We start from the raw sequence: 24,294 nt of genomic DNA, 5'->3' as shown, positions 1-24,294 counted from the left end.
AGAATGATTATGAAAAAGTTAGCAGTTTTTGCAGTTCCCTTTTTGTTGGTGGCAATGAATATTCACGCTGAAGCAGATTTGCCAATTGAAGATCAGAAAATTCAAAGTGAATTACAGGGCAATTCAGCACCAGCAGCTAATAGCTTTTCGATGTTCATTCAGTCAGCAGTTGCTAGTTATCGGGGAATGGTAATTAATGCAAATCAGGAATTATTCATCCAAGATTCCGATGGTGAGAAAAATAGTTCATCTGAATTGTATTCTGGTCAGAATATAATGCTCGCCGATACAAGCCAAATGGCACGAGTCACCGGTGCAATCATTGTCAAGTTGGATCAAGGGGTTGATCATACGACCCTGTTGGACAGCGCTACTGTAGGAAATATTTTAGTTGTAGCGGATGGTTTGATTATTGTTCAGTATGCTGCCCATGTTAATTTGCTAGAAATGAAACAAATGATCCAGCAAAAGCAGGGTGTTCTAGATGTAAATTATGACCTAGCCACTATGAAAAATATGCGTATGTAGCAGGTGTGTCTCAATCTTGAAGCTAAAAAGCTCAGATAAATTCTGAGCTTTTTTATGTCTACGTGCATCAGATATAGGGGAATTAGATCTCAATAAATACTAGTTTCGTGTGCGCTCGAAACGTTAGGTGTCAAGTATTTGATATGCTGCTAGTTTTGTTGGTGGTTAAAATTGATGAATATTTAGGTTTGTTCAAGTTGTAAGGAGTTGCAGTATGAATTTTTTCAATTCATTTATACTACCTGCATTTTTTTTGCTGAGATTTTATAAAATAAAAACTTTAGTCTTCTATTGGAAAGTGAAGATGAAACCATTTGATTGGAATCTGGTCTAGAATCTTATCTTTTACAAAGCGCATTGAATTTTTGAGAGATAACATGACCCGGCTATCACATTTAAGCAAGTATTTAAGACTTATAGGTATTCGCAGCTTATCGGCACTTTCACTGTTACTGGTTTCGTTGTCGCTGCAGGCTGAGCCGGTCAGCAAGTCCTTTTTTGGTGGCGTTGCAATTGGTGGTCACGACACCGTTGCTTATCATCAGCTAGCAAAAGCAGGAAAACCAAAAGCAATTGAAGGTAATGACCGGTTCAGTGTGAAGTGGAAGGGTGCTAACTGGCATTTTATCTCAAAAGCAGACGCACAAAAGTTTTCTGACAATCCCGAAGCATTTAGCCCTGCTTATAATGGCTTCTGTGCCAATGCATTGAGTTTGGGTGAAGGATTGGTGAAAACTGATGGCTCCCATTGGAAGATATTTGAAGATCAATTATATCTTTTTTATGCCGATCGTGGCCGCCAGCGTTGGGTCAATGGAAATTGGCAGACATACAAAGTTGAAGCAGACCAAGCTTGGCAGGTGTTATCTAAATAATAAAAAATGGCTCAAACTATAAAGTTTGAGCCATTTTTTATGGGCAGTACGATTTAAATTTTATCTGAATGCTGTCTTTATCGGCGAATCATCATTAACCATCGACCAATACTAAGCAGGCTAGATAAGGTCGCAGCGACATAAGTAAATGCAGCAGCGCGTAGTACTTGCCTAGCACCTTTGAGGTCTGTCTCAGATAGTTTTTCCATTTTTTGTAGCATAGGCAGCGCTTTATTAAAGCTGGCATCCGTTTCGACAGGTAATGTCAGAACATGCACCCAAGTGGCTGCAAGCATTCCAGCTAAGCCAAAGGCAATGGTCAACAAACTGGTATGAGGTAACCGAGTTAGCAGTGGCAGCACCGGTGTAACCATCATTGCCCAAGCGCTATATTTCTCAATTTTTTGTGCCTTGATGTTCATATCAATGCGGCGCAAAAAATCGGGCTCCATATTATGGTGTTGAATCGCATGGCCAACTTCATGGGCGGCTACAGCGACTGCCGCTAACGATTTACCATCAAAATGCTCCGGTGACAGCGACACTTTTTTGTTGCTGGGGTCATAATAATCCTGCCCTTTTCCACCTCGAATCACTCGAACATCATGCAAATCCATTTCATATAAAAGATGGGCTGCTAACTCAGAGCCGGTGCCAGGCAAGTCTTCTCGTTGCTGGCCATGCTGGGCGAGAGTGTGTTTGATCCACCATTGCGGCAGCAAGGCCAGCACAGCAAATATCAATAGTGCGATCAAGATGAAAAGAGTCATGGGTGAAAGTACGACCGTATGTGGTTAGCGTTATATTGTCGGTCTAGTCAGCTCGCCAAGCAATACTCAATTTAACTTAGGCTTGGAACGATGGTTATAAATTCAGTTGTAGTAAGCCGATGATTAAAAAAACAATCAGTTAACTGCTATTTATGCTGTCAAATCATACATATCTCTAACGTGAATAATTGTCATTATTGACTAAAGCCGCTTGACCGATCTTTTTTGGCTGCGAGCCGTCATAAGTTGCTGTAGCATGTTTTTTTAATCTTCATTAGATAGGTGAAGGGATGAGTGACGTATTTCATTTAGGTTTGACTAAAGGCTTGTTAGCTGGCGCAAAAGTCGCCATTGTTCCCGGTGACCCAGAGCGTGTAGCGCGTATTGCTGCATTGATGGATAACCCACAACCACTGGCAAGTACCCGTGAATTCACCAGTTATCTTGGGCACTTAGATGGTAATCCAGTGGTAATTTGTTCTACCGGTATTGGTGGCCCTTCAACTTCTATTGCAGTGGAAGAACTGGCCCAGTTAGGTGTAGATACTTTCTTACGTGTTGGCACCACCGGCGCGATCCAAAAGCATGTCAATGTAGGCGATGTAATTGTCACAACAGGTTCTGTTCGTTTAGATGGAGCTAGCCAGCATTTCGCACCAATGGAATTCCCTGCGGTAGCTGATTTTGAATGTACTTTAGCAATGGTTGAAGCCGCTAAAGCGGAAGGTTGTGAACCTCACATTGGTGTTACGGCTTCTTCAGATACTTTTTACCCAGGTCAGGAACGTTACGACACAGTTTCTGGTCGTGTAATCCGCCGTTTTAAAGACTCAATGGCTGAGTGGCAAGCGTTGGGTGTTCTGAACTATGAAATGGAATCTGCAACGCTGCTGACCATGTGCGCCAGCCAAGGCTGGAAAGCTGGTATGGTAGCCGGTGTTATCGTTAACCGTACCCAACAGGAAATCCCTGATGAAGCGGTAATGAAGAAAACAGAATCTACTGCAGTTAAAATTGTGGTCGAAGCCGCTAGAAAAATGGCAAAGCGCTAGTTTTCAATAAGCCGAATACAAAAAACCTGAAGTTTAATTTCTTCAGGTTTTTTTATGGGTGATTTTTAACCGAGTAAGGTGCTATCTACAGCACTCTTTCCGCTTCGTAGCGCTTTAACAAACCTGCTGAGCATATAAAGAATCCGAAAACAAAAAAACCACAACCCTAACAGCCACAGATCTTCAATAGTGAGTGGGACAACTTGGTTGCTTTGAAAAAAATCGCGTATAAAAACCCAAACCCTCTGTGGAAAACTAAGCATTAGGCTATGCATTTCACTAATGATTGCCGTAAACAACACCAGCATAAAGGTAAGGTTAAACAGTCCGTAGAGTGCAGGGAAACGTTCGCCTTTACTTTGCTTTTTTCCTTGGTGCCAATCTAATAGAGAAGGAATAAACCTTGGCAGTAGATTGGGCTGTTTGAATAAATCACAAAGAATCCAGTAGCCATCGCTGCGGCCAAATGGCAGCATGTTTGATAACCCTGACCAGCTGATGAGCAATGCTAAATGCAGCCATATTACTTCACCCGAAATAATATGAATGCTAATGAGCAGCAAAGAAAAAATAGTTTCTACCGCAACGCCCGCTAGGTTGGCCACCACTCTTTTTTCTCGACTCGCCGACCAAATATGCGACAAATCGGAGTAGAGAACAGGAATAAATAAATAAAAACCAAAAGATACTTGGACATTTTTTCTTTCGATTGCTTGAGCTGCAATCATGTGACCTGTTTCATGAATCAGGCCACTTAAAATTAAAACCAGATAGAACGCACCGACTGTGGATAAATCAAGGCTTACATTTTCCCACTTATCTAGCGTCATTATAAAGCTGATAATAAGCATGAAAATAGTAGCTGGAAACCATTTATAAAAAATAGTTGGCTTCATTATCCCACGACACTTCCAAGCGAGGTGATTGATCCAACCGAGTTTATATAATGGTACATTCATGCTGGTATAAATGTGTTCGGGGCTATCTATAAGCGTATTTATTTTTTCAATTAAGATCTGAGAAATTTGCTGTAACAGCTCAGTAGTGAGGCCTGAAATATGCTCAGATAAGTTTTGTTGTAGTTGCTCTGCTGAAGTAGCTTGCTGGGCGCATTGAATCAATAATGCCTGCTCTGCGCCGAGTAACAGTGTTTGATGCTGAATCCTTACAGAATAACTGTCATTGTCAAATTCAGAAAGTTGAATTTGATCAACCAATTGCTTGAGTGAATGCCACCAACAATCAGTCATACATTTTAGCTACCGATTTAATCTGCTGGCGGCATTTTTTATTGAATGCTCGAAATAACATGCGGCCGCGAGTAACCGGCAAATCAGGGCGATTATCCAAATGTAAATTGCCCAATTTACACTGCTCGATAGCTTGCTCCATCATGGCTTGGTAAATACCGCTGGCGAAGACGGTTTTAATGACTTCTTTATTGTCTTGTGCAATATCATTCAACTGATATTGCAATAACAAATTCTTAGCGATAATTAAAGAATAAACGGGTGTTTTTTGAAGTGTCGTCTCAGCATTGGGTTCTAGTATTGCATCTGCATCATAGATGTAACCAAAAATTTTCAAATAATAACCGATTAAATCGATACACCATTCGGTTGATATCTTTTCATCAACTGAAAATGCTTGCAGTATTAGTGGAAAAAACAAACCGTATGAACGATGGCGAATTTGTAAGTTTTCAAATTTTTCTAAAGATGCGTCATTCAAAGAATCACTACTGAATGTTTCTGCTAATACATCACTGATTTGTTTTTCGGACCACAGCCCTTGCTGATCTAAACGCTGTTTTTGTTGCCAAAACAGATTATCAGCAGGAATCGCTAATTGAAGTTTTTCATCACAGGCGAGCATTAGAGCAACAGACTGATCATCAGCTAAAAACAGGCTTTGATGAACGCAATAGCCATAACCAGCTGCCAGTTGAATTTGTTGCTCAGTTGCATTTGGGTAACCGGGTTTAAAGATCTCAGCCAATCGGTACAATAAAGATTTGATATGAACTTGATCTTCTAGCTCAATGGCATTTCTTTTGATATCACTATCAAGATTGAGAGACTCAACAAATAAATGACAATAATTAGCCATGCATTGCTCCGATAAAGGCGTAAAAAAACCAGATAAAATCGTATTTCATCTGGTTGAGTAACTATTCGCAGATTCGCAAACCACTTTCCTGAGTAGTGCATTCGTGATAGCGAGGCTTATTTGACCCTTTGAATTCGAATCTTTTTTCTAGTTTAGTTATATCAGTAGACTTCATTTTTTTGATCAATTGATCAGCAGTGATTTTATTTGGCTTCATTATTGATTACTCGCACTGTTCGACAGTCATTCCGGCGCCAGCGTCTACAAAATTACATTGTCTAGCTCTAGGGGAGCCTTTGAATTCAAAGCGTTTTTCAAGCCGGGCAACTTGAGTTGCTTCTAGCTTTTTCTTCAATTCATTGGCACTGGTGGTGGCGGTTGTAATGTTATGTTTCATAATGTTGATCACCTGTTTGCAATAAGGTTTGTTAGTAGAATTGTTCACAATAAAGTTCCCAATCCATGCTGCAGATTATTCGAGTTTATAATATTCGAAACAATTTAATTCATAGCTGTTATAAATTGTCGGATTAACGGCGCAACGTGATAGGTTGTGACTTTCAAAGGGGCGACTTGATGGTGTCGGTTGTCATTTTATGAAGATTTTATTTTGAATGAATGAGATATGCATTTTAGGTATGGAAATACTGCGTAGTAACTCGAATTGGCTTGTGAAACATGTTTTGTAGTTTTTAAAAAATTTAGATATGTGTTTTATTTTAATTGCTAAATTCATTAATTGCAGCATGGTTGTATTAGTTAACGCCGATTCTTCTATTTAAAATCAATTTGGTATTACCAATACTTTTGACTGATTTTATTATATAAAGCAGCATATCAGTGAGCTGATGCTGATCAGCACTTATGATTAGGTAACCGCTTATGCTGACAACAAGTCATATCGGTGGCTTTGCTGCTAAGCGTTAATGGTTAAAGAAGATGAATTGAGGTTGCAGTTAAGTGGATCGGTTTTGTACTGGGTCTATACCCAAACCACTTCAAAATGCATGCCTTGAAATGGTTTGGGTATACGTATACGTATAAATGGAACAATCAATGAAACAACTGTTTTTAGGTGGTGCCCGTTCGGGTAAGAGTCGTATGGCAGAGCAGGCTGCAATCGATAGTGGCTTAGAAGTAATCTATTTTGCTACCGCAGAGTGTTTCAACCAAGACGGTGAAATGGCTAAGCGAATCGAGCGCCATCGTCAGCAACGCCCCAGTCAATGGCAAGTAATTGAAGAACCGATCCAACTGGCGGAGCAGTTAAAAAATGCTGCGGCTGAAAATAGCTGTTTGCTAGTTGATTGCTTGACGCTTTGGCTGAGCAATTTACTGTGTAAGGAAGATGAGGCACTTTTTCAATCTGAGAAGCAGCAGCTGTTAGCCTTGTTAGAGCAAGATCTGCCGGGCCATTTGATTCTGGTATCCAACGAAGTCGGCCAGGGAATTATTCCTATGGGTGAATTAAGCCGTCGCTATGTTGATGAGTCAGGCTGGTTACATCAAGCAGTGGCAGCTAGGGCAGATAAAGTCATTTTTAGCCTTGCCGGCTTACCGCAAGTTTTGAAGGATACTTCTACCATCACTTGCTGCCCGACCTGTGGCCATCAACCGGCTACTAAAAACCAACTAAATAAACAGGAATTAACCAAGTAATGGAAACACTGGTGCATTTAATTCGCCATGGTGAACCGGCCGGTGGTGATAAGCTGCGAGGGTCGACCGATGATCCATTAACCGGCAAAGGTTGGCAGAAAATGATCAAGGCTGTCGATGGCTTAGAGTACCAGCGGATTGTTTGCTCACCACTATTGCGTTGTCAGGTTTTTGCTCGTTCAATGGCTGAAGATAAAGGTTTTCCTTTAATGGTTAATGCTGCATTCAAGGAAAGAGATTTTGGTCTTTGGGATGGAGAAAATTATTCTCAGCTATGGCAAAAACACCAAAAAGAGCTGAGCGATTTTTGGTCTGAACCTTGGAAATATCAGCCGCCAGAGGGTGAAGGCTTTTATGATTTTCATCAGCGAATAGAACAAGGCTGGCAACAGTTGATTGATCGTTTTCAAGGCGAAACTATTTTATTGGTTTGTCATAGCGGTGTTATGCGGGCTTTATTTAGTCAGCTATTAAATATTCCGCTAGAAACCGATGCAGCTAATAGCCGTTTAAAGCTAGAGCATGGTGCACGGATTAGTTGGAGAATTTGGCGAGAAACCGATAACAGCGGCAATCATCAAGATTGGCCGCAACTAGACTTTCTTGGCACTTCATAATGACCAAAAATGATATTGAAAAAACAAGTTGCAATAAAAACAAATAATTGAGAAAAAAGCATGTTTAAATACCAGACTTTTTTGATGACCCTGCAATTCGTTACGCGATTACCAGTTAGTGGTTTGTTGGCAAAAGAGCCCTTAGTTGAAGAAGATCCGTCAATTGGAGAAAAGCCTTTAGCTAAAAATGCCTTGTCAGATTGGCAAGATGCCATTTTATATTTTCCAGCGGCAGGATTGTTGTTAGGTGCAATTTATTTATTAAGTGCTTTGCTGTTGTCAACTTTTGCCGGTGATACTTTGCTGCATAGTGCTTTAATTGCGTCGTTAGTGACGGTATTAATGATTTGGTTGAGTGGCGGGCTGCATATTGATGGCTTAGCCGATATGACGGATGCTTGGGTCGGTGGGCTAGGCGACCAGCAGCGCACATTAGATATTATGAAAGACCCCACCTGTGGGCCAATGGCTGTTATGGCTGTGGTACTTTCGGTATTAGTACGGTTTGTTGCTTGCTGGTTAATTATTGACCAAGGTAGTTGGTTGTTATTATTGCTAGCGCCGGCATTAGCGCGTTGTTCGGGTTTGGCATTTTATCGACAGGGTCATTATTTAAGAAAACAAGGTATGGGCAGCGCATTTGTTACGGTAGCAAAATCAGATATTGCTGGAAAAGTATTATGTGGCAGCTTGGGCATTGGCAGCGTACTGTTGATTGGTTACTGGCCGGGTTTATTAGCAGCATTTCTAGCCTTCTATTTTTTACGCCAAACCAGTGATCAGCGATTGGGTGGATTTACCGGAGATGTTGCCGGGGCTTCAATCGAACTTACAGAAGTTGCTTTGCTGGCTTTTGGTATTTTGTTTATTTAGTACTAGTTTGCTTCACATTATTTATTCTCCAATGATAAGGTTAATATCACCGGCTTTAGTTAGTGATTGTTGAGTTAATTTTTTTAAAAGGCGAAGTCAGTGAATTTGGCATCTGAAAAACCAGCGATTTGTTTTTCCATGATTAACTGTGCAGCAACTGAATTACCACAGCTACATTTGTTGAGTGATGCCGGTGCCGGTGTTGGCTTAATGGATATGACACCGGCGCTAGATGCAGAAATAATTGCTAGCGGTTATCACTTGACTGAAATCCCCGGTATTACCGCACAACCATTTCTATCGAGCGGTGCAGTATCGCCTGCGGTATTGGTTCATGGCTTGTTGAAAGCGTTTCAGCAGCGCGGCCATTTGGTGCAAATGAAGGTTTACAGCTTTGCACTCGACCATTTACCGCAGATTGCAGATTACCAACTAGATGGTTATCAGCATTGGTTTTGCCAGTCAGAAAATATAGAAGATTTTGTACAAACTTTACTGCTTAAGGAGCTCCGGCAGGAAGCGGATCAGCAAAGCATTAGTATTGTGGGTGAGTGCGGCGTGGGCGGCACAACCTTTTCTACTTTATGGCTCAATTTGTTATTTAACCAGCAGTTTCCGCCAGTGGGCAGTACCGCTAAAGCAGAAAAGCTACAAAGAAAATTAGCTTTAATTAATCAACTGCAGCAGCAGTTTGTAACTGAAAATAGTTCATTAACCTCAACTGACCAGTTATTGTCCAGCAGCAATTACCATGATCATTTCCAGCGAGTTGTGCTGGCCATGGCGAAAAATCTGGCAGATTTCCCATTGAGTTTTGAGCCATTGAAACATAAGGCGATTCTCGCCGGTGGCTTAATGTATTTAGCGCCCATTTTGGCGGCATTAAAATTAAATGAAATTTCCAAAGAGGCTTTAGTCGATCAGTTGGAGCAATGGACGACTCGCTGGATTTATCAAGGTGTTGATTCGCATTTGTCGATTGAAAAAGACATTCAGCCTAGCTTGGCAGTAAAAACCCATCAAACTAATTTTTCACTGTCGCGGCATCAGTCAATTCGTTTATACGAACAAGGCCAAGTGGTAGAAGGCTGTGGTTTGGGTGGTTGTCTGGTGCTTGCCGAACAACTGGGGATGACGGAAGCTGAAATTATTCAAGTGTTAGATAATACGGTTGATCAATGGCAGAAGCAGTTTTGCTAACCAGGCGTGCCTGGCTAGCAAATAAGAAATCATTAAAAACCTAATCGTGCACCAATACCAAAGTAGGGTGTATTTAGATCGAATTTGTTAACTGATTTCTCAAACGTATCGGGCCGATGGATATAGCCGGTTTCTGCAATTAAAGAAAAAATAGATGTGAATTGATAGTTTGCACCTAGACCAGCTGCAAAACCCATTCCACTGTCAGTCGCTGACGGGCTGTTTGACCAACCATCTGCTGAGTTAGATTCAGTAATTTTTAAGCGCCAAAAATCAATGCCTGCGCTGGTAAACCAACTTATTTTTTGATTGATTTTACCCGTGTATCTAGCCGCTAAAACAATATCTTGAGGTTTTACGGTAAAAGTGTTGCTGCTAGCCGCATCGCGGTTACTCTCATCACCTTCCGATTCCATGTAGGTTAAAGTCAGTGCTAGGTTTTCAGTGAAATTCCAGCCCGCGCCCAGCTTCATTAGTGTATCGCCATCAAGATCAGATCGGCTGTTATCTGTTTGTTGGGCAGTGGTTGCAATTAATTGTTCACCAAAAAAATTTTGAGCATAAACAGGTGTAATCATACCGCTCAAAACCATGGCAATAATTATATTCTTTTTCATTTAAAATGCCTTTTTCGCAGGTTATGGGCGGTAGTAAACTTTTTGTACCACAGAATGAGTTGCCAGCAGTGTGCTTTGGCCATTTAAACCTGGATCAACTTCCCCGTGGCTTTCACGCACTAAGGTCATATTGATATCGCAGCTATTATCAGAAGTTGCATTGGCTTGAATATTTTGGCTAATGAATTGTTCACTGCGGGCGGAATTTTCGCTCTCTATTGTGGTTTGATAATCCTGATACAACAGCGCCATTAATAACCAGAATATAACTTCACTGGCTTGGTCGTTATTATCAAAAGTACTGTCATCCAAACCTTGGTCCATTAATAGCTCAGAGACAGGAACTGTGATGGTTCCAGGGTCACCTGAAATACTAATTTCTCCGCTTCTTTTTTGTGGCGCGGTATTGCAGGTGCTCTGATAGAACAGTTGCATATCATCAGCCTGGTTATTGCTTTGCTCCCAGCTCAGAGTGACAGTTTCTGCTGAACTATTAATTGTTACTGCACCGCTTGGTTGGGTTACAGCTAAAGGAGTCGGCATATTAATAAAGCTTTCGGCGTGTAATTTTCCTTCCTCAAGCTCTATCGGCAGTAAGTCAATCGGATACCAGCGATCATCTCTGGATTCATCGATGCCCTGCGCCATTACAATTTGAATTCGCGTATCGGGATCAAATTTAATATCAGTCGTGGCTGAATAGGTGTGATCACCTAGCTGACGATCACGTAGCAAGGTTACTCGGCTGTTGCCTTGTATTGCTTGAATTCGATCGCCATTGGTTAATTTGACATCAATATCATCACTTTTAAGATTGGCAATAATACGGGTTGCCGTAGTGTAAGCGGCATTACCTTGACGATTTATGCGAATGTCTGCCACTACGTCAGCTGCGGTAAGATCCTTGGATTCTTTATGTTGATCTTCGCATGCTGCTAAAGAAAGCATGCAGGGGATAAGTAACCAGCCCTTCTTCATTTAATTATGCCTTTTTTATGAATGTTATTGTGTCGTAAATTTTATCTGAATTTTCAGTTCATGCTGATTGTGTTTAATGCAATCAATGCTTGCAAGAAAATTTGTGTCATTAGCGTTGTATTTAGTGTTCTCACTCAAAACGTATCTGCCGCCGATCTGCTTGATTGATCTATTCAAATGCCAATACAGAATGCTTCTGGCACACTAGCTACAACGTTGTTCACCTAGTGGGTCAGCAGCAACCCAATGGCCGCCAAACGCAGTGCCAGCAATAATGTCAACATCAACATGATGGGCAATGAGAAGTGAGTAATGAGTTTGAGTAGTTCTAAAGTATCTGATATCTCACCGGTGAAACTGTCAGCATCCTTAATGGTTCAAGGCACTACTTCTGATGCTGGGAAAAGTGTTTTAGTGGCTGCGTTGTGTCGGGTGATGAAGCGACAGGGCGTTTTAGTTGCCCCTTTCAAACCACAGAACATGGCATTAAACAGTGCGGTAACCCCCGATGGTGGTGAGATTGGCCGGGCACAGGCGGTGCAGGCTCAGGCTTGTGGCATCGATACATCGGTACACATGAACCCGGTGTTGCTTAAACCCAATTCGGATACCGGTGCTCAGATAATTGTGCAGGGTAAGGTGATGGCCGAGAAAGATGCCCGTGGTTATCACGCCTATAAACCGACCATGCTGCCCTATGTTTTGGACTCATTTTCTCGGCTGCAACAGCAGTATCAAATCGTCATGGTAGAAGGTGCCGGTAGCCCCGCCGAAATCAACCTACGTGAAAATGATATCGCCAATATGGGCTTTGCCGAAGCTGCCGATGTGCCGGTCATTATTGTGGCTGATATAGACAAGGGCGGTGTATTTGCCCATTTGTATGGCACGGTAAAATTACTCTCTGCTTCTGAGCAAGCCAGAGTAAAAGGTTTCGTCATTAACCGTTTTCGTGGTGATGCCAGCTTGTTGGATTCAGGCATTGAATGGTTAGAAAAAGAAACCGGTGTTCCAGTATTGGGTGTTATTCCTTTTTTGCATGGCTTGTACCTGGAAGCGGAAGATGCCATCGCTCACCAGCAGGTCAATCCTGAAGGTGACAAGATAAAGGTGGTGGTGCCGGTATTACCGAGAATGAGTAACCATACCGACTTTGACCCATTACGATTGCATCCACAGGTTGACTTGCAGATTGTCCGAAAAGATCAGCCAATCCCTTCAGCTGATTTAATTATTTTACCGGGCAGTAAAAACGTACGAAATGATCTGCAATTTTTACTCGACCATGGCTGGGATAAAGCAATCCAGCGCCATGTTCGCCACGGCGGCAAAATAATCGGAATTTGTGGTGGTTATCAGATGTTAGGGCAGCTAATTGATGACCCGCATGCCATTGAAGGCCCAGCCGGTAGCATGGCTGGCTTTGGCTATTTACCGATTAAAACAACACTTGAACAGCATAAGCAGTTGCGCCGAGCAGAAGGTTTATTACAGCTAAATGGCCAAGAATGTCTGGTTCGCGGTTATGAAATTCATGCAGGAGTGACCGAGCAGCTATCAGATGATTTGCAGCCATTGATTCAACTGCCCGAGCATGCCGATGGCGTTGTCAGTGAAGATCAGCTGATTATTGGCAGTTATTTGCACGGTATATTTGAGCAGTCCCAAGCGCGTGATGCCATACTGCGTTGGGCTGGCTTGGACCAAGTACAAGCCATGGATTTTGATTTGCTTCGAGAGCAGGGAATCGATCGTTTAGCAGATGCGGTTGAACAACATCTCGATATAGCGCAAATTAAGCGGATTGCAGGTTTATCTTTTTAATAAAACACCACTCTTTATAGGTGTACCAATTGTAGGTAGAAATAATGTCAGATAAAAAAACCGATAAAGAACACAACCGTTTATCTCGCATTTATACCCGTGGTGGTGATAAAGGCGAAACTAGCCTAGGTGAAGGCCGCCGAGTTTCAAAGTCTCATCCGCGTATTGAAGCAATTGGTGCGGTTGATGAACTAAATACTTGGGTTGGTTTATTAATTCAGGAATTAAAAGAACAGCGGGTAATGTTACATAAGTTCAAAGAACCCTTAGAAATGGTTCAACATAACTTGTTTAATACCGGTGGTGAATTGGCAATGCCGGGTTATCAGCTGATGCAGGAAGAATTTACCACTGAGCTAGAAACCTTAATCGACGAGATGAATGAAAGTTTGCCGCCGCTGAAAAACTTTATTCTGCCTGGTGGTTCTCGTCTAGCAAGCTACTGCCATATGGCTAGATCAGTAGCGCGTCGTGCCGAGCGCAATGTAATTGCTTCTAGAGAAGCCGGTGAAGATATTAACTTGCCGCTGGTTCAGTATTTAAATCGCCTTTCTGATTTCTTCTTTGTGCTGTCTCGAATTTTGGCCAGACAAACCGGTGGCGAAGTTTTGTGGCAGCAAGCTGAAAAGAAAAAATTGGACTGATCCCAATCGGAGCGGCGTTTTATCAAGCTGTGATAGCGTCATTTTGGCTGCCCATTGTAGGTTTGATAAGTGTGAACGTAATCAGACATTTTCTAACAAATTCAAAAGTGTCTGATTGCGCTTGCGGCTTATCAAACTTACGGATCCAGGGTCTTATCAAACAATATTCTTAAGATTCATTTCTGTTGAGTGAGAAATTGCTCACAGACTCATTTTGCATGACGACTTATTATCGCCATCGCTGTTTTAGTATTGGTTTTGGTTCAGTACTCAGCGATAGGAGTTGCCCGGTGTATAAGTTGTTGCCAGTCCTTTTGCTTAGTTTGCTAGCGCTGTGTGGTTGTGAGCAATTACAAGTTCATCTTGATGACTTTGTCACTACAGAATCTACTAGCGCTGGATCTGAAGCTACTCAGCCTAAAATGGTTCCTGAGCGTCGTCAGTTAGGCATATATAATGATCTTGATGATGTCTTGGTGTTTCAAGATGGCGCTAGTGGCGTTCCAGTCTATGTGCGTTTTGCTTTTGTGCCTTATGCCGACAGCTACCCAGATGGTTACTGGAAGCATTACCCGCTTGCTAAATCTTTATTATTAGATGTGGCTGAAAAAATGTCTGCTGAAAATACGGTGTTAAGTACCTCGAAAATTGTTTCCAGCATTCATAAATCTTTTTTAAGTAGCATGGCCACTCGGTTTGCTAGTTACCAAATTGAATCTCCTTTTGCCGATTTGGTAATTTATCGAGTATCTAAGAGCGGTTAATAAATTGATTTTTGATAATTAAGAATTATAAAAGGCCAATCATTGATTGGCCTTTTATTTACACGGATGTAATGTATGCCGCAAAGAGGCAGGATGCCGGTGCGGGTATTTACACGGATGTAATGTATGCCGCAAAGAGGCAGGATGCCGGTGCGGGTATTTACGCGGATGTAATGTATGTCGCAAGGTTTTCACTGGGAGCGCGGGCGGTGCGCCCGCGCTCCCAGTTGTGCTTACGACTATTAAGCAAGAAATGCAGAATACATCCAGATTAGTTTTTCCTGCTCTTTAATGTAATCACTCATTAATGAACTAGAACCTTCATCTTCCGCATCGGCCGCTAAGCTTAAAATAGCCCGTTGCTTTTTAATCAACAGTGCTAAAGAAGCAACGATATCGCCAACGGCTTGTTTGCCATCGGTGATATTCAATTTTTCAGTAATTTCAGAATGCTGGGTGTAAACGCTGTAAGCGTGCTCTGGCTGGTAGCCCAGCGTTAGAATACGTTCTGCAACTTCATCAACTTTCAGTAGTAAGTCGTTATACAGCTCTTCAAACTTTAGATGCAGTTCAAAAAACTTCTCACCTTTAATGTTCCAATGGTAGCCACGAACATTCATATAAAATATCTGATAATTGGCTAAAAGCTCATTAAGGTCTTTAGCGATTGTTTCTGATTTTTTTTGATCCAAACCAATAATGCTAAGCGACATAATGTTTACCTCAGTTCGATGTTTAATTTAAAACGAAATCTTAAAAGCTGAGCTAATCATATGCTTGAAATGAGCACTTGTGAAGCGAATAATCTCAATCTGTTTCATAGTATTAAGCTATCTATGGCTATTGGTGGTGTTATTCGATCTATGGTTATTGTTTGATTGAATCAACGGGTTGCTTGTCGTTAGTTTCGATATTTTTCATTAATGAAAATCATGTTTCGAAGCGTTAAATTTTCAGCAGAAAAGCACCATGCTGTAAGAAACAAAACAGACCGCCAGCATTGCCATTCTCATGTGATGTTGGCTAACTCGGTTGGCTATTTTGGCATCTATTCAGTTGCCTAAAATGGCTGCGGGTGCCAAAGAAAATCCGAGTGTAATTAAGTGAAAATTTAACTTATCGTGCCAAGCTAACACCATCAATGCAATTAAATTACAGCTGGTAAATGTTGCACCTAAGTTGCCACGAATACTGTTCACCGGCTGATGTTATCAAACTAAAGCCAATGGCAGGCCGCTAATAGAACTGACGGTTCCCATCACCCCAGCAGAAACCGAAAATGCCGATAGAGTATGGTGATTAAAGGGTATAGTGATTAAATGGAATGGAGGTATCTAGATCTTTGGGGTTGACGCTGAAGTTTGTAAACTAACAGGGTAGAGCTGAAATAATAAGTCATTATGCATTTTATAGCGTAAAAAATGATTGTAAAAAAAACTTGGCAACTCATCCTCTTTCAAATGAAATTCTCCAGCGTTGGGGTCAAAAAAAATATAAGTATCTTGCTCGTCTGATTTTTGAGGCACATGTTTAATAAAAACAGTTGTATGCGATGGGAGCTTGCCGCTACTCTCATCTTTAAAAATAAACTGAAGAAAAACAGCGTGTGAGTGTTCAAAAACATAGAGATTTATTGTTCTTTCTAATGAATCATTGTTTTCTGAATGTTGGTACGAGATGAATTCGCAGGTACCCCTTTTATTATAATCCATCAAGGGTGAACGCTGGACTTTAAGAGAAAATAATTTAGCTGGAAAATAAAGAGAATAAAAAAATCACATTGGGTTGATCCATGAAATTTTTTTCTAAAAACATAGTGGGTATTTGTTGTATCGCTGTGATTAGCTTGGGCCTGATGTATTAAAGTTGATTGTGAAATCACGTAATGTTTTCTTTCTTGGTAAGAAGATAGCAATTCATCAGGACTTGTCAGTAATGCATGTTTGAGCCAAGCGTAGGATATACCGACACAGCAACCTCCGCCCAAAAGGCGCAAATTAGAAAATTGCCCTGCTATTAAGGATTGCTTGAATTCGATAACGGGAGTCAGTGGCATAGTAAGTATATAAAAGATGATAATAATACTGACTGTAGAACAAAAAATACCGAGAAAAAAGTTGGCGTTTTTAGGCTAAAACCAATAATAAAAGCTAATTTCCTGCTAAAGACGAGAATATCCGCTCAATATCTTCTTCAGTAATTGTGCCACCGGTCACTGCAGTTTTTACGCAAATTGCTTCGGCGCGTACTTGTGTTTTTTCTGGCATTTCGATACATGCCAAGACTTTTCTAGAAACCATGTTTTCAAACATTAAATTTTCAGCAGAAAAGCACCATGCTGCAAGAAATAAAACAGACCGCCAACATTGCCATTCTCATGTGGTGGTGGCTAACGTGGGGTGCTAATTTCGAGCCAAGCCAGTTGCCTAAAATGGCTGCCGGTGCCAGAGAAAGGCCGAGTGTAATCAGGTGCAGGTTTAACTTGTCGTGCCAAGCTAACACCATCAAGGCGATTAGGTTGCAGCTGGCAAAAGTTGCACCTAAGTTGCCGCGAATGCTGTTCACCGGCTGATGTTGCCAAACTAAAGCCAATGGCGGGCCGCTAATGGAACTGACGGTTCCCATCACCCCGGCAGAAACTGAAAATGCCGAAAGGGTATAGCGGTTAAATGGAATGGTAATCCGAGTCATGCTGACTAATAAAGCAATGCCGACTACGCCGACTAACAACCAAGACATAATTTGTTGGTCAGCAATTGCCAGCATCCAACCACCCATCAAACTGCCTGGCAAGTAACCGGCCCAAGTATTGGCCAGCGCCGGAAGTTGTAATTCACTGCGATAGCGCCAGCTATTCATTAATGACATCACAATCCCACAAATCAGAATGGGTGCCGGAATAAACTCAGGGTTGAGTAGAAAAAGCAACGGCGCTGCTAACACGGCTTGGCCAAAACCAATCACGCCATGAAGGGTAGCGGCTGCCAGCATAATGGCTAATGCTGCGCTAAAAGTGATCATATCCATGGCGCGCAGTTTATCACATCTTAGTTATATGCTTATGCCGAAATCGAATCAATGTGTGGTTTGATTGAGGCAAGGGTTGCTTAGGGTAATGCTGCGCCTTAGCCTGATTTTGTTATACACCGCCACCTATCCTGACAACCCACTGCTGATATACCGATATCACAGCAAATGCCTTAAACATGACTGTTTTCATTGATAGATCAATCGATAAAGGTAAAATCGCTATAAAGCACCGAAGAAGTGGCGGATTGTTGGTCACTTAACCGTTCTTAAGAATCATCAAGAAAGAATGTTTGCGTTGGAAGCTGACGACCAAATGAAGGTAGAGCGACGACGTAGGGAGTTAAAGCCGAGTGAGAAAAACGGTGATTTCTCATCTTAATGAATAATAACAAAGGCATTGGATTAGTCGAGTCAGGGAAATAGTTTTTTTAATAGAATGTTAGAACATGCAAGGAAATCTGAATGGCCTCTGAGTTATTAAGAATAAAGAAACGGAAAGAGACAAGAGAAGAACTGGTTTCCCTTTATGAAAAATCAGATCAGGTTTTACTTATTCATTACTCTTGTGAATCATTCTATGACATTAAGGATGGAAGAACTCCTAGAGTTACATCTATTGCCGTTAGAAATTTAAAGACAGCACAAGCAGAGAGCTTCTCTGTTCATAAAATTGCAGAACGAAATGGTATTTCTATAAGTGACATACCTGAGCGATATGATGAGCTTGAAAAAGAGATGCTTGAAGATTTTTTTGAATTTGTAAAATACCGGCAAACATTTCATTTTGTTCACTGGAATATGCGCGATGGAGCATATGGGTTTTCTGCAATTGAACATAGATTTCAAGCGCTAGGCGGAGAACCTCACAAAATTCAAGACGATAAAAAAACTGATTTAGCCCGGGCTCTGGTATCTCTATTTGGTAGGCAATATGTGGGACACAGCAAGGCTGGTCGTTTTCTTGCAATTGTTGAATTAAACAAAATGACCGATAAGGATGCACTTGACGGAAAAGAAGAGGCTGACGCGTTTGAAGCGGGAGAGTATGTTCAATTACATCGTTCTACATTAAGAAAAATTGATTGTATGTCAAATATCTTTGAAAGAACGATTGATGGATCATTGAATACCAATGCAACATGGCAAGATCAATATGGCATCCACCCTAAAGCAATCATTGAATATATCAAAGATCATTGGTTATGGTCTGTAGTAGTGATTGTTGCAATAATATCAGGGCTTGTCGGTAAAATTGCAGGCTTGTTCTAACAAACAAAGGCTGCGGACGCTGCTTTGGGCGCTAGGTAGTGCTTCAGTATTTTTGTAAACATTAACTTTATGAGTAACAAAAAGGATAAGGGAAATCATGGACAAAGGTTCAATTAGCTTCTTTGAGGTAAAGCAATGTGGATTTTACTCAACAAAAGAACATAAATCTGTTTATGAAGAAGGCTCAATGGAAGAAATAATTGATAACTTCTGTGTATGGGTTAAAAATCGAGATTTTAATCAAACTATTCCTTGGGATACGAAGTCACATCCGAGAAGAGCTCAAATTTATTGTAAAAGTATTTCACAGGATCCTGCAACCAAAGATACTCTATTAGTGCTTTGGAAAAGGTTTGGTGATGATAGTGGAAAAGTTAGTGGTATATCCCCCGATGCAAAAGTCGGCTCTGATACCAGTGACTCAATAAAAATTGACCCTAAAGTTAAAGGTCAGAGTGCATTTTTAGGGCAGCCAATGTATTACTGGTTTATTCCGAATAGAAATGTAATAGCGTCAGTGAACTTCACTCACTCATCAGCCATGACTAAAGATGTTTGTGATTACTTAAAGAGATGCCTAGATTATCGAATTGATCATCAAAGAAAAAAAGTTAATGAAAGTGAAAGCGTAAATCCTAATAATGGTGCCGCTATTATTAGGAAGTTCATCACATATATGACGCAAGATAACGCCAGAGCGATGCGTTCTAAGTTCCATGTAAGCACAAAAGAATTAAATTCTGATAAAGCCAACGCAGCGAGGCTAGCACAAAGGATAAGTCATATTGTTGTAAGGGACACTATTACAACGCAAAAAAGCGATGAAAAAGATTCGTTTTTCAATCTTTGGTCAAAAGTAAAAGGTAAAAAAACATTTAGTAAACATGTCGAAATTATTGAAGAAGCAACACTTTCGGAAGCTGAAGTTTCTGAAATTATTAAAGTACATGATGCAGAGTATGATCCTCTAGATAAATGGAATAATGTTGGTTTTAGAGAAGCAGGAAATGATACTACTCGTTGGTTTAATAAATACGTCAGTCGTGAACAGATATTGTTAGCTCCACTTGCTGGTGATGACACATATTATCCTGCAGAAACCGTTTTGAATGAACTGATTAGGCTTCGTGATGATTTACTGATTCAGATACCTAGCGATCAACCTGCAGAGCAGGAAGATGTCGTAGGAGAGGAAGATGCTGCTTAATAAAAAATCTACAGAAGTGCTAAAAACATTATTAATTTTCATTAAAAGTAGGATTATTCCGCATTCGTTGTATGTTGTGGCTAGCTTGGCTTTAGGTTATTACCTCGTTGATAATGTATCGTTAGGTGATTTAAAACCAATAATGAGCACCTTACAAAATATAGCAGCAGCTGTTTTCACCCTTGCTGGGATTTGGATTGCTTATTCATACCCTCAAGCTATAGCTGCATATACATCACCGAGTTCCGTAAGCGTCATAGCCACAGATGAAACCAAGAGAATTGAAAATCTAGTTTTAATTGTATTGACTTCTGCTTTCGTAATATCGTCCTTGCTACTAATTAATATGATTTATTTATTGTTTTACAAATCGATTTCAGATTTAAATAGTTTGTATATACTAAGGCTTTTAGGAATATCATCAGTTTTTTACTTAGTGTTTTTACAACTAAAAGCTATCTTCATTGTCATGATTACCAACGTTTCATTTGTAAATGAATTGCATCATAAAAAAACAGAGAAAGATGCTAATGATGATCTTTAAATTGCAGTAGGTGTACTGCCTGGTAACGTATTTAAGATAAATAAAAACAATCAGTTATATTTATCTTAATATTTTAGTTAACAATTTTATGTTGCATAATAAAGCATTAATTTCCAAGGAATAAATTTGATACCGACACTTAAATCTAATCGAATTATTCTTCGCCCATATCAGCAATCCGACGCCAAAACGGTACAGAAGTTAGCTGGGCAAAAAATCATTGCTGAAATGACGGCTAATATTCCTCACCCCTATCTCGATGGGATGGCTGAAGATTGGATATCGAAGCACGTTCAGTGGTTCAACGATAGAGAAACAATAGTGCTGGCTATTGAGCTTGTCGACTCAGGAAGTCTCATTGGAACAATCAGCATTACTCAAATTAATGGAGCAGCTGGGAACCTAGGTTATTGGTTGGGCGTTCCCTATTGGGGTAAAGGGTACTGTACAGAAGCGGCCGCTCTATTAATTGAATATGGGTTCAACGAGTTTGATTTGGATTTAATTTATGCAAGGCATTTACCTGAAAATCCAGCATCAGGAAAAGTGATGATTAAAAACGGATTTACTTACAAAAATGATGTGTTAGTGGGTGATCGAGAGCTAAAGCATTATGAACTGCCTAGAAGTGAGTGGCGGAAGATTAAATAAGTGCCGGCTTGCTACTCGTACCTTGCACCAGACGTAAAAGTTAACTGCCTATGAAAGTACATTCTTTACATGATGAGAACGGTAAGCTCCGAGCATTCGAAGTGACTAGCACCTGGGTTAGAATGGACCCGTTATTGAAAATTTTGATTTCCGTTAGCGGTGTAAGTGATGTAAAACGGAGCTGGTTTAACGACGACAGAGTTTCATTCAAATATCATGGTTATGACTGTGTCGTGAATGAACCTTGGGGTGACAACAGTCGCTATTGGGTTGGTGTTATCAGCCCAACCGAGTACAAGCTGGTTGATTTTGAGTCAGTGGCTGTAGCATTCAAATCTTACAAAGGCTTCACGCTGCTTTAGAACCTGTTTAGAATTTTTTAACTGTTATTTTCAATAAGTTTATAGCGTTATAAGCTTTCAGATTTAACTTCCATGTCGATGGATCCAATGGCGCTAACTTAAGTAATAAATGCCTGAATTAAAAAAGTTCTGGTTTTTAATTTATGACTTCTGTGTTGCCATCCATGGCGTTTGGGTTCCGGCATCCATTCTCGGAATGACGGGTTCGGAGCATGCCGCTGGGCACGTCATCCCGTCAAGGATTGACGGGATCCAGTCACACGGAGGTGGATCTAGTTTGTTGCAATAAAGAAAACTGATTAAATAGCAGACTGTTGTGGGAATAGAAAAACCTTTGTATCCCAATTCTGCCGAAGGCTTATCAAACGATTGGTTCGCTATTAATTAATACGCGTTATTTAAACAATTAAACCACGCCCATAAAAAATGCCGACTAAAAAGCCGGCATTTTAAAACTGAAATAAATAATCGAAATTAACTTTCTGCCAAAGGCGAGAATAGCATTTCAATATCTTCTTCAGTAATTGTACTACCCGCTACTGCCGTTTCTGCGTAAATCGCTTCGGCGAGTGCTTGTTTCTTTTCTTGCATTTCGATAATACGTTCTTCCAGCGAACCTTCAACAATCAGCTTGTAAACAAATACGGGTTTGTCTTGGCCAATACGGTGTTTCTAATTTAAGCGTTAGGCCCTACGAAACATGAGCAACAGCTTTGGCGTTGACCTGTGTTGCGCAACACGCTACAGTTGATATTATGATTAAATCATTCAAACATAAAGGGCTGGAACAGTTCTTCGAGACGGGCAAGAAGGCTGGGGTTCAGGTCAAGCACGCAAAGAAACTGAGAATACAGTTAGCCGCTATTGATACGGCCCAAGTGATTGATGATATTGACCTTCCAGGCTTCTCTCTGCATCCATTGAAGGGAAATCGTTCAGGAGTATGGTCAATCTCAGTAAGTGGTAACTGGCGTGTTACTTTTGAATTTCGGGATGGCAATGCGTACATCCTTAACTATGAGGATTATCACTAATGTCTATGCACAATCCACCGCATCCTGGAGAATTTATCGATTCCATATATATGGAACCATATGATATTAGTTGCAGATATCTTGCAGCGAAGCTTGGGGTAGCAGCTTCGACTCTCAACCGAGTAATTAAAGGTAAGAGTGCTGTTTCTCCTGAAATGGCGTTAAGACTATCGAAGGTCTTAGGTCGTACTCCGGAGAGCTGGCTCTCAATGCAAGATAATTATGAAATTTGGCAAGCAAAGAAAAGAATAGACACTTCACAGCTTAAGCCGCTTAATTTTATCACCGCATAACCAGTTCAAAAAATAAAATATCAGAATCGCAAACACTCCGTAAACTAAATATCTATTTATAACTGCTGAATTGCCATCCATTGCGTCTGGGTTCTGGCATCCATGCTCGGAATGACGGGTTCTGAGTGTGGAGCTGGGTTTGTCATCTCGTCACATGGAGGTGGTGCTAAATGGTTGTATCAAAAAAATATTTAAATAAAAGGGTGTTATAGAAATAGACACGCCTTTATGTCCCAATTCCGCCGAAGGCTTATCAAACGATTGGTTCGCTATTAATTAATGCGCGCTATTTAAATAATTAAAATCTACTCATAAAAAATTCCGACTAAAAAGCCGGCATTTTTAAGCTGAAATAAATAATCGAAATTAACTTTTTGCTAAAGGCGAGAATAGCATTTCGATAATACGTTCTTCCAGCGAACCTTCGACAATCAGCTTGTAAACAAATATGGGTTTGTCTTGGCCAATACGGTGCGCCGGTCGGTTATCTGTCCAAGTATTCACCAATGTTTTCACTGCGATAACCCCAGCTATTCATTAATGACATGACGATGCCACAAATTAGAATTGGTGCCGTAATAAATTCTAGATTGAGTAGAAAAAGTAGCGGTGCTGCTAACACTGCTTGGCAAAACCAATCACGTCATGAAGGGTGGCGGCTTCCAGCTAATGCTGCGCTAAAAGTGATCATATCCATACTGCGCAGTTTATCATGCAATGACTATGTGTTTATGCCTCAAGTGGTTTATTTAGTATTTGAGGTGCCTGGAATTTTAGGTTTGGCGGTATTTTTTAAACTGACGGGGTATATTTGAAATATTAAATTCTCATAGTTATATTGAAAATAAAACCACATGAAAAATAATGGCAGTTCTTTTTCATTCAGATGATATTCTCCAAGGTTTGAATCGAAAAAAACATATGTTGTTTTTTCCTCAGACTGTAGCTCCTTATGTCTGTATATAGCTGTGGTATGAGCAATTGAATCCCCATTTTTAATGTAAAACCATAAGTTTAGTATTATAGCCGTTGACTTAGATGAATTGAGGTGGTGGATAATTGTTTCTGCTAAAGAATTAGAGTTTTCTAGCTGACGGAATGGTATATGCGCATAAATTAGATTTCCTTTATTTGCAGGCGGGCGGCTAACTTCAAGAGAAAAGATTTTGGCTGAAAAATAGAGTTCGAAAAAAAAGACGCTTGCCATTGTCGCCGAACTGGTTTTGTCTAACAAAATTATGCGGCTGTCTGCTTGAGCATGATGAATTAAGTGCGCTTGTGATATTACGTGATACTTTCGTTCTTCAGAGGATAATAGTTGATCATTGCCAGCGAGCATTACATGTTTGAGCCAAGCATATGATATGCCTACGCAGTAACCTTTTTTCAGAATA

General features: G+C 40.6%; 29 protein-coding genes. 17 read left to right on the top strand and 12 right to left on the bottom strand.

What is annotated here, in order from left to right; genetic code table 11:
* The first annotated feature begins 9 nt into the window (after positions 1–9).
* Both DC094_RS07225 and DC094_RS07220 read left to right on the top strand, forming a co-directional pair.
* Positions 10–528 (top strand): serine protease external chaperone, encoded by a 519-nt coding sequence (locus DC094_RS07225; protein ID WP_116686452.1) that lies wholly within the window; start codon positions 10–12, stop codon positions 526–528.
* A 377-nt stretch (positions 529–905) separates the two neighbouring features.
* Positions 906–1,403, top strand: a complete 498-nt coding sequence (locus DC094_RS07220) for a YHS domain-containing (seleno)protein (RefSeq protein ID WP_241503986.1) — start codon at positions 906–908, stop codon at positions 1,401–1,403.
* 77 nt (positions 1,404–1,480) lie between these two features.
* Here DC094_RS07220 and DC094_RS07215 read toward each other — a convergent pair whose 3' ends face one another.
* The gene (locus DC094_RS07215) at positions 1,481–2,173 is read right to left on the bottom strand and encodes a zinc metallopeptidase (RefSeq protein ID WP_116686451.1); all 693 of its coding nucleotides are present in this window, start codon (positions 2,171–2,173) and stop codon (positions 1,481–1,483) included.
* 290 nt (positions 2,174–2,463) lie between these two features.
* Here DC094_RS07215 and udp point away from each other — a divergent pair, with 290 nt between their 5' ends.
* Positions 2,464–3,225 (top strand): uridine phosphorylase, encoded by a 762-nt coding sequence (gene udp, locus DC094_RS07210; RefSeq protein ID WP_116686450.1) that lies wholly within the window; start codon positions 2,464–2,466, stop codon positions 3,223–3,225.
* A gap of 65 nt (positions 3,226–3,290) precedes the next feature.
* Here the strand turns inward: udp and DC094_RS07205 are convergent, their stop codons facing one another.
* From DC094_RS07205 to DC094_RS22075, 3 genes are all read right to left on the bottom strand, one after another.
* Entirely contained in the window at positions 3,291–4,475 is a 1,185-nt protein-coding gene (locus DC094_RS07205) for a zinc metalloprotease (protein WP_116686449.1), read from the bottom strand.
* On the bottom strand, positions 4,468–5,334 hold the full coding sequence (locus DC094_RS07200) for a hypothetical protein (RefSeq protein WP_116686448.1): 867 nt from the start codon (positions 5,332–5,334) through the stop codon (positions 4,468–4,470). The genes DC094_RS07205 and DC094_RS07200 overlap by 8 nt, the downstream gene beginning before the upstream one ends.
* Before the next feature lie 223 nt (positions 5,335–5,557).
* Entirely contained in the window at positions 5,558–5,731 is a 174-nt protein-coding gene (locus DC094_RS22075; RefSeq protein WP_158527246.1) for a hypothetical protein, read from the bottom strand.
* Between the two features lie 659 nt (positions 5,732–6,390).
* On the opposite strand from DC094_RS22075, the gene cobU reads away from it, so the two are divergent.
* The 4 genes from cobU to DC094_RS07180 all read left to right on the top strand — a co-directional run bounded on the left by cobU (position 6,391) and on the right by DC094_RS07180 (position 9,683).
* Positions 6,391–6,993, top strand: a complete 603-nt coding sequence (cobU, locus tag DC094_RS07195) for a bifunctional adenosylcobinamide kinase/adenosylcobinamide-phosphate guanylyltransferase (RefSeq protein ID WP_116686447.1) — start codon at positions 6,391–6,393, stop codon at positions 6,991–6,993.
* The gene (locus tag DC094_RS07190) at positions 6,993–7,610 is read left to right on the top strand and encodes a histidine phosphatase family protein (protein ID WP_116686446.1); all 618 of its coding nucleotides are present in this window, start codon (positions 6,993–6,995) and stop codon (positions 7,608–7,610) included. The genes cobU and DC094_RS07190 overlap by 1 nt, the downstream gene beginning before the upstream one ends.
* A 60-nt stretch (positions 7,611–7,670) precedes the next feature.
* Entirely contained in the window at positions 7,671–8,483 is an 813-nt protein-coding gene (gene cobS, locus DC094_RS07185; protein WP_116686445.1) for an adenosylcobinamide-GDP ribazoletransferase, read from the top strand.
* Between the two features lie 99 nt (positions 8,484–8,582).
* The gene (locus DC094_RS07180) at positions 8,583–9,683 is read left to right on the top strand and encodes a nicotinate-nucleotide--dimethylbenzimidazole phosphoribosyltransferase family protein (protein ID WP_116686444.1); all 1,101 of its coding nucleotides are present in this window, start codon (positions 8,583–8,585) and stop codon (positions 9,681–9,683) included.
* Positions 9,684–9,715: 32 nt separating this feature from the next.
* Here the strand turns inward: DC094_RS07180 and DC094_RS07175 are convergent, their stop codons facing one another.
* Both DC094_RS07175 and DC094_RS07170 read right to left on the bottom strand, forming a co-directional pair.
* Positions 9,716–10,300 (bottom strand): outer membrane beta-barrel protein, encoded by a 585-nt coding sequence (locus DC094_RS07175; protein WP_116686443.1) that lies wholly within the window; start codon positions 10,298–10,300, stop codon positions 9,716–9,718.
* Between the two features lie 21 nt (positions 10,301–10,321).
* On the bottom strand, positions 10,322–11,278 hold the full coding sequence (locus DC094_RS07170) for a hypothetical protein (protein WP_133245492.1): 957 nt from the start codon (positions 11,276–11,278) through the stop codon (positions 10,322–10,324).
* A gap of 312 nt (positions 11,279–11,590) precedes the next feature.
* On the opposite strand from DC094_RS07170, the gene DC094_RS07165 reads away from it, so the two are divergent.
* The 3 genes from DC094_RS07165 (at position 11,591) to DC094_RS07155 (ending at position 14,510) form a co-directional block, all read left to right on the top strand.
* Positions 11,591–13,102 (top strand): cobyric acid synthase, encoded by a 1,512-nt coding sequence (locus DC094_RS07165; protein ID WP_116686441.1) that lies wholly within the window; start codon positions 11,591–11,593, stop codon positions 13,100–13,102.
* Positions 13,103–13,146: 44 nt separating this feature from the next.
* Positions 13,147–13,746 (top strand): cob(I)yrinic acid a,c-diamide adenosyltransferase, encoded by a 600-nt coding sequence (locus DC094_RS07160; RefSeq protein WP_116686440.1) that lies wholly within the window; start codon positions 13,147–13,149, stop codon positions 13,744–13,746.
* 290 nt (positions 13,747–14,036) lie between these two features.
* A complete protein-coding gene (locus DC094_RS07155; protein WP_116686439.1) occupies positions 14,037–14,510 on the top strand; it encodes a hypothetical protein in 474 nt (157 codons plus the stop codon).
* 242 nt (positions 14,511–14,752) lie between these two features.
* Here DC094_RS07155 and DC094_RS07150 read toward each other — a convergent pair whose 3' ends face one another.
* The 4 genes from DC094_RS07150 to DC094_RS07140 all read right to left on the bottom strand — a co-directional run bounded on the left by DC094_RS07150 (position 14,753) and on the right by DC094_RS07140 (position 17,537).
* A complete protein-coding gene (locus tag DC094_RS07150) occupies positions 14,753–15,226 on the bottom strand; it encodes a Dps family protein (protein ID WP_241504003.1) in 474 nt (157 codons plus the stop codon).
* A gap of 618 nt (positions 15,227–15,844) precedes the next feature.
* On the bottom strand, positions 15,845–16,222 hold the full coding sequence (locus DC094_RS07145) for a YopT-type cysteine protease domain-containing protein (RefSeq protein WP_116686437.1): 378 nt from the start codon (positions 16,220–16,222) through the stop codon (positions 15,845–15,847).
* A gap of 438 nt (positions 16,223–16,660) precedes the next feature.
* Positions 16,661–16,822, bottom strand: a complete 162-nt coding sequence (locus DC094_RS22070; protein ID WP_158527245.1) for a hypothetical protein — start codon at positions 16,820–16,822, stop codon at positions 16,661–16,663.
* A gap of 7 nt (positions 16,823–16,829) precedes the next feature.
* On the bottom strand, positions 16,830–17,537 hold the full coding sequence (locus tag DC094_RS07140; RefSeq protein ID WP_116686436.1) for a sulfite exporter TauE/SafE family protein: 708 nt from the start codon (positions 17,535–17,537) through the stop codon (positions 16,830–16,832).
* Between the two features lie 465 nt (positions 17,538–18,002).
* On the opposite strand from DC094_RS07140, the gene DC094_RS07135 reads away from it, so the two are divergent.
* The 7 genes from DC094_RS07135 to DC094_RS07105 all read left to right on the top strand — a co-directional run bounded on the left by DC094_RS07135 (position 18,003) and on the right by DC094_RS07105 (position 22,900).
* Positions 18,003–18,809 (top strand): hypothetical protein, encoded by an 807-nt coding sequence (locus DC094_RS07135; protein ID WP_116686435.1) that lies wholly within the window; start codon positions 18,003–18,005, stop codon positions 18,807–18,809.
* 97 nt (positions 18,810–18,906) lie between these two features.
* Positions 18,907–20,016, top strand: a complete 1,110-nt coding sequence (locus tag DC094_RS07130) for a hypothetical protein (RefSeq protein WP_116686434.1) — start codon at positions 18,907–18,909, stop codon at positions 20,014–20,016.
* Positions 20,006–20,560 carry a hypothetical protein gene (locus DC094_RS07125; protein WP_116686433.1) on the top strand — a complete coding sequence of 185 codons (555 nt, stop codon included), beginning with the start codon at positions 20,006–20,008 and terminating at the stop codon, positions 20,558–20,560. Before DC094_RS07130 ends, DC094_RS07125 begins: the two co-directional genes overlap by 11 nt.
* 126 nt (positions 20,561–20,686) lie before the next feature.
* Complete coding sequence (locus DC094_RS07120; RefSeq protein WP_116686432.1) at positions 20,687–21,211, top strand: GNAT family N-acetyltransferase; 525 nt, start codon at positions 20,687–20,689, stop codon at positions 21,209–21,211.
* Between the two features lie 50 nt (positions 21,212–21,261).
* The gene (locus tag DC094_RS07115) at positions 21,262–21,573 is read left to right on the top strand and encodes a hypothetical protein (RefSeq protein ID WP_116686431.1); all 312 of its coding nucleotides are present in this window, start codon (positions 21,262–21,264) and stop codon (positions 21,571–21,573) included.
* A 713-nt stretch (positions 21,574–22,286) separates the two neighbouring features.
* The gene (locus DC094_RS07110) at positions 22,287–22,607 is read left to right on the top strand and encodes a type II toxin-antitoxin system RelE/ParE family toxin (RefSeq protein ID WP_304598348.1); all 321 of its coding nucleotides are present in this window, start codon (positions 22,287–22,289) and stop codon (positions 22,605–22,607) included.
* Positions 22,607–22,900, top strand: a complete 294-nt coding sequence (locus DC094_RS07105) for a HigA family addiction module antitoxin (RefSeq protein WP_116686430.1) — start codon at positions 22,607–22,609, stop codon at positions 22,898–22,900. The genes DC094_RS07110 and DC094_RS07105 overlap by 1 nt, the downstream gene beginning before the upstream one ends.
* Before the next feature lie 366 nt (positions 22,901–23,266).
* On the opposite strand, the gene DC094_RS22065 is transcribed toward DC094_RS07105, so the two are convergent.
* The gene (locus tag DC094_RS22065; RefSeq protein WP_158527244.1) at positions 23,267–23,416 is read right to left on the bottom strand and encodes a hypothetical protein; all 150 of its coding nucleotides are present in this window, start codon (positions 23,414–23,416) and stop codon (positions 23,267–23,269) included.
* A 229-nt stretch (positions 23,417–23,645) separates the two neighbouring features.
* Positions 23,646–24,239 (bottom strand): hypothetical protein, encoded by a 594-nt coding sequence (locus DC094_RS07100; protein WP_116686429.1) that lies wholly within the window; start codon positions 24,237–24,239, stop codon positions 23,646–23,648.
* Between the last annotated feature and the right edge of the window lie 55 nt (positions 24,240–24,294).

Origin of the sequence: Pelagibaculum spongiae (genome assembly GCF_003097315.1) — a bacterium.
In the GTDB taxonomy this organism is placed as follows: domain Bacteria; phylum Pseudomonadota; class Gammaproteobacteria; order Enterobacterales; family Pelagibaculaceae; genus Pelagibaculum; species Pelagibaculum spongiae.
The sequence above is the reverse complement of the archived record's forward strand: the minus strand, read 5'-3'. Positions and strand labels throughout refer to the sequence as shown.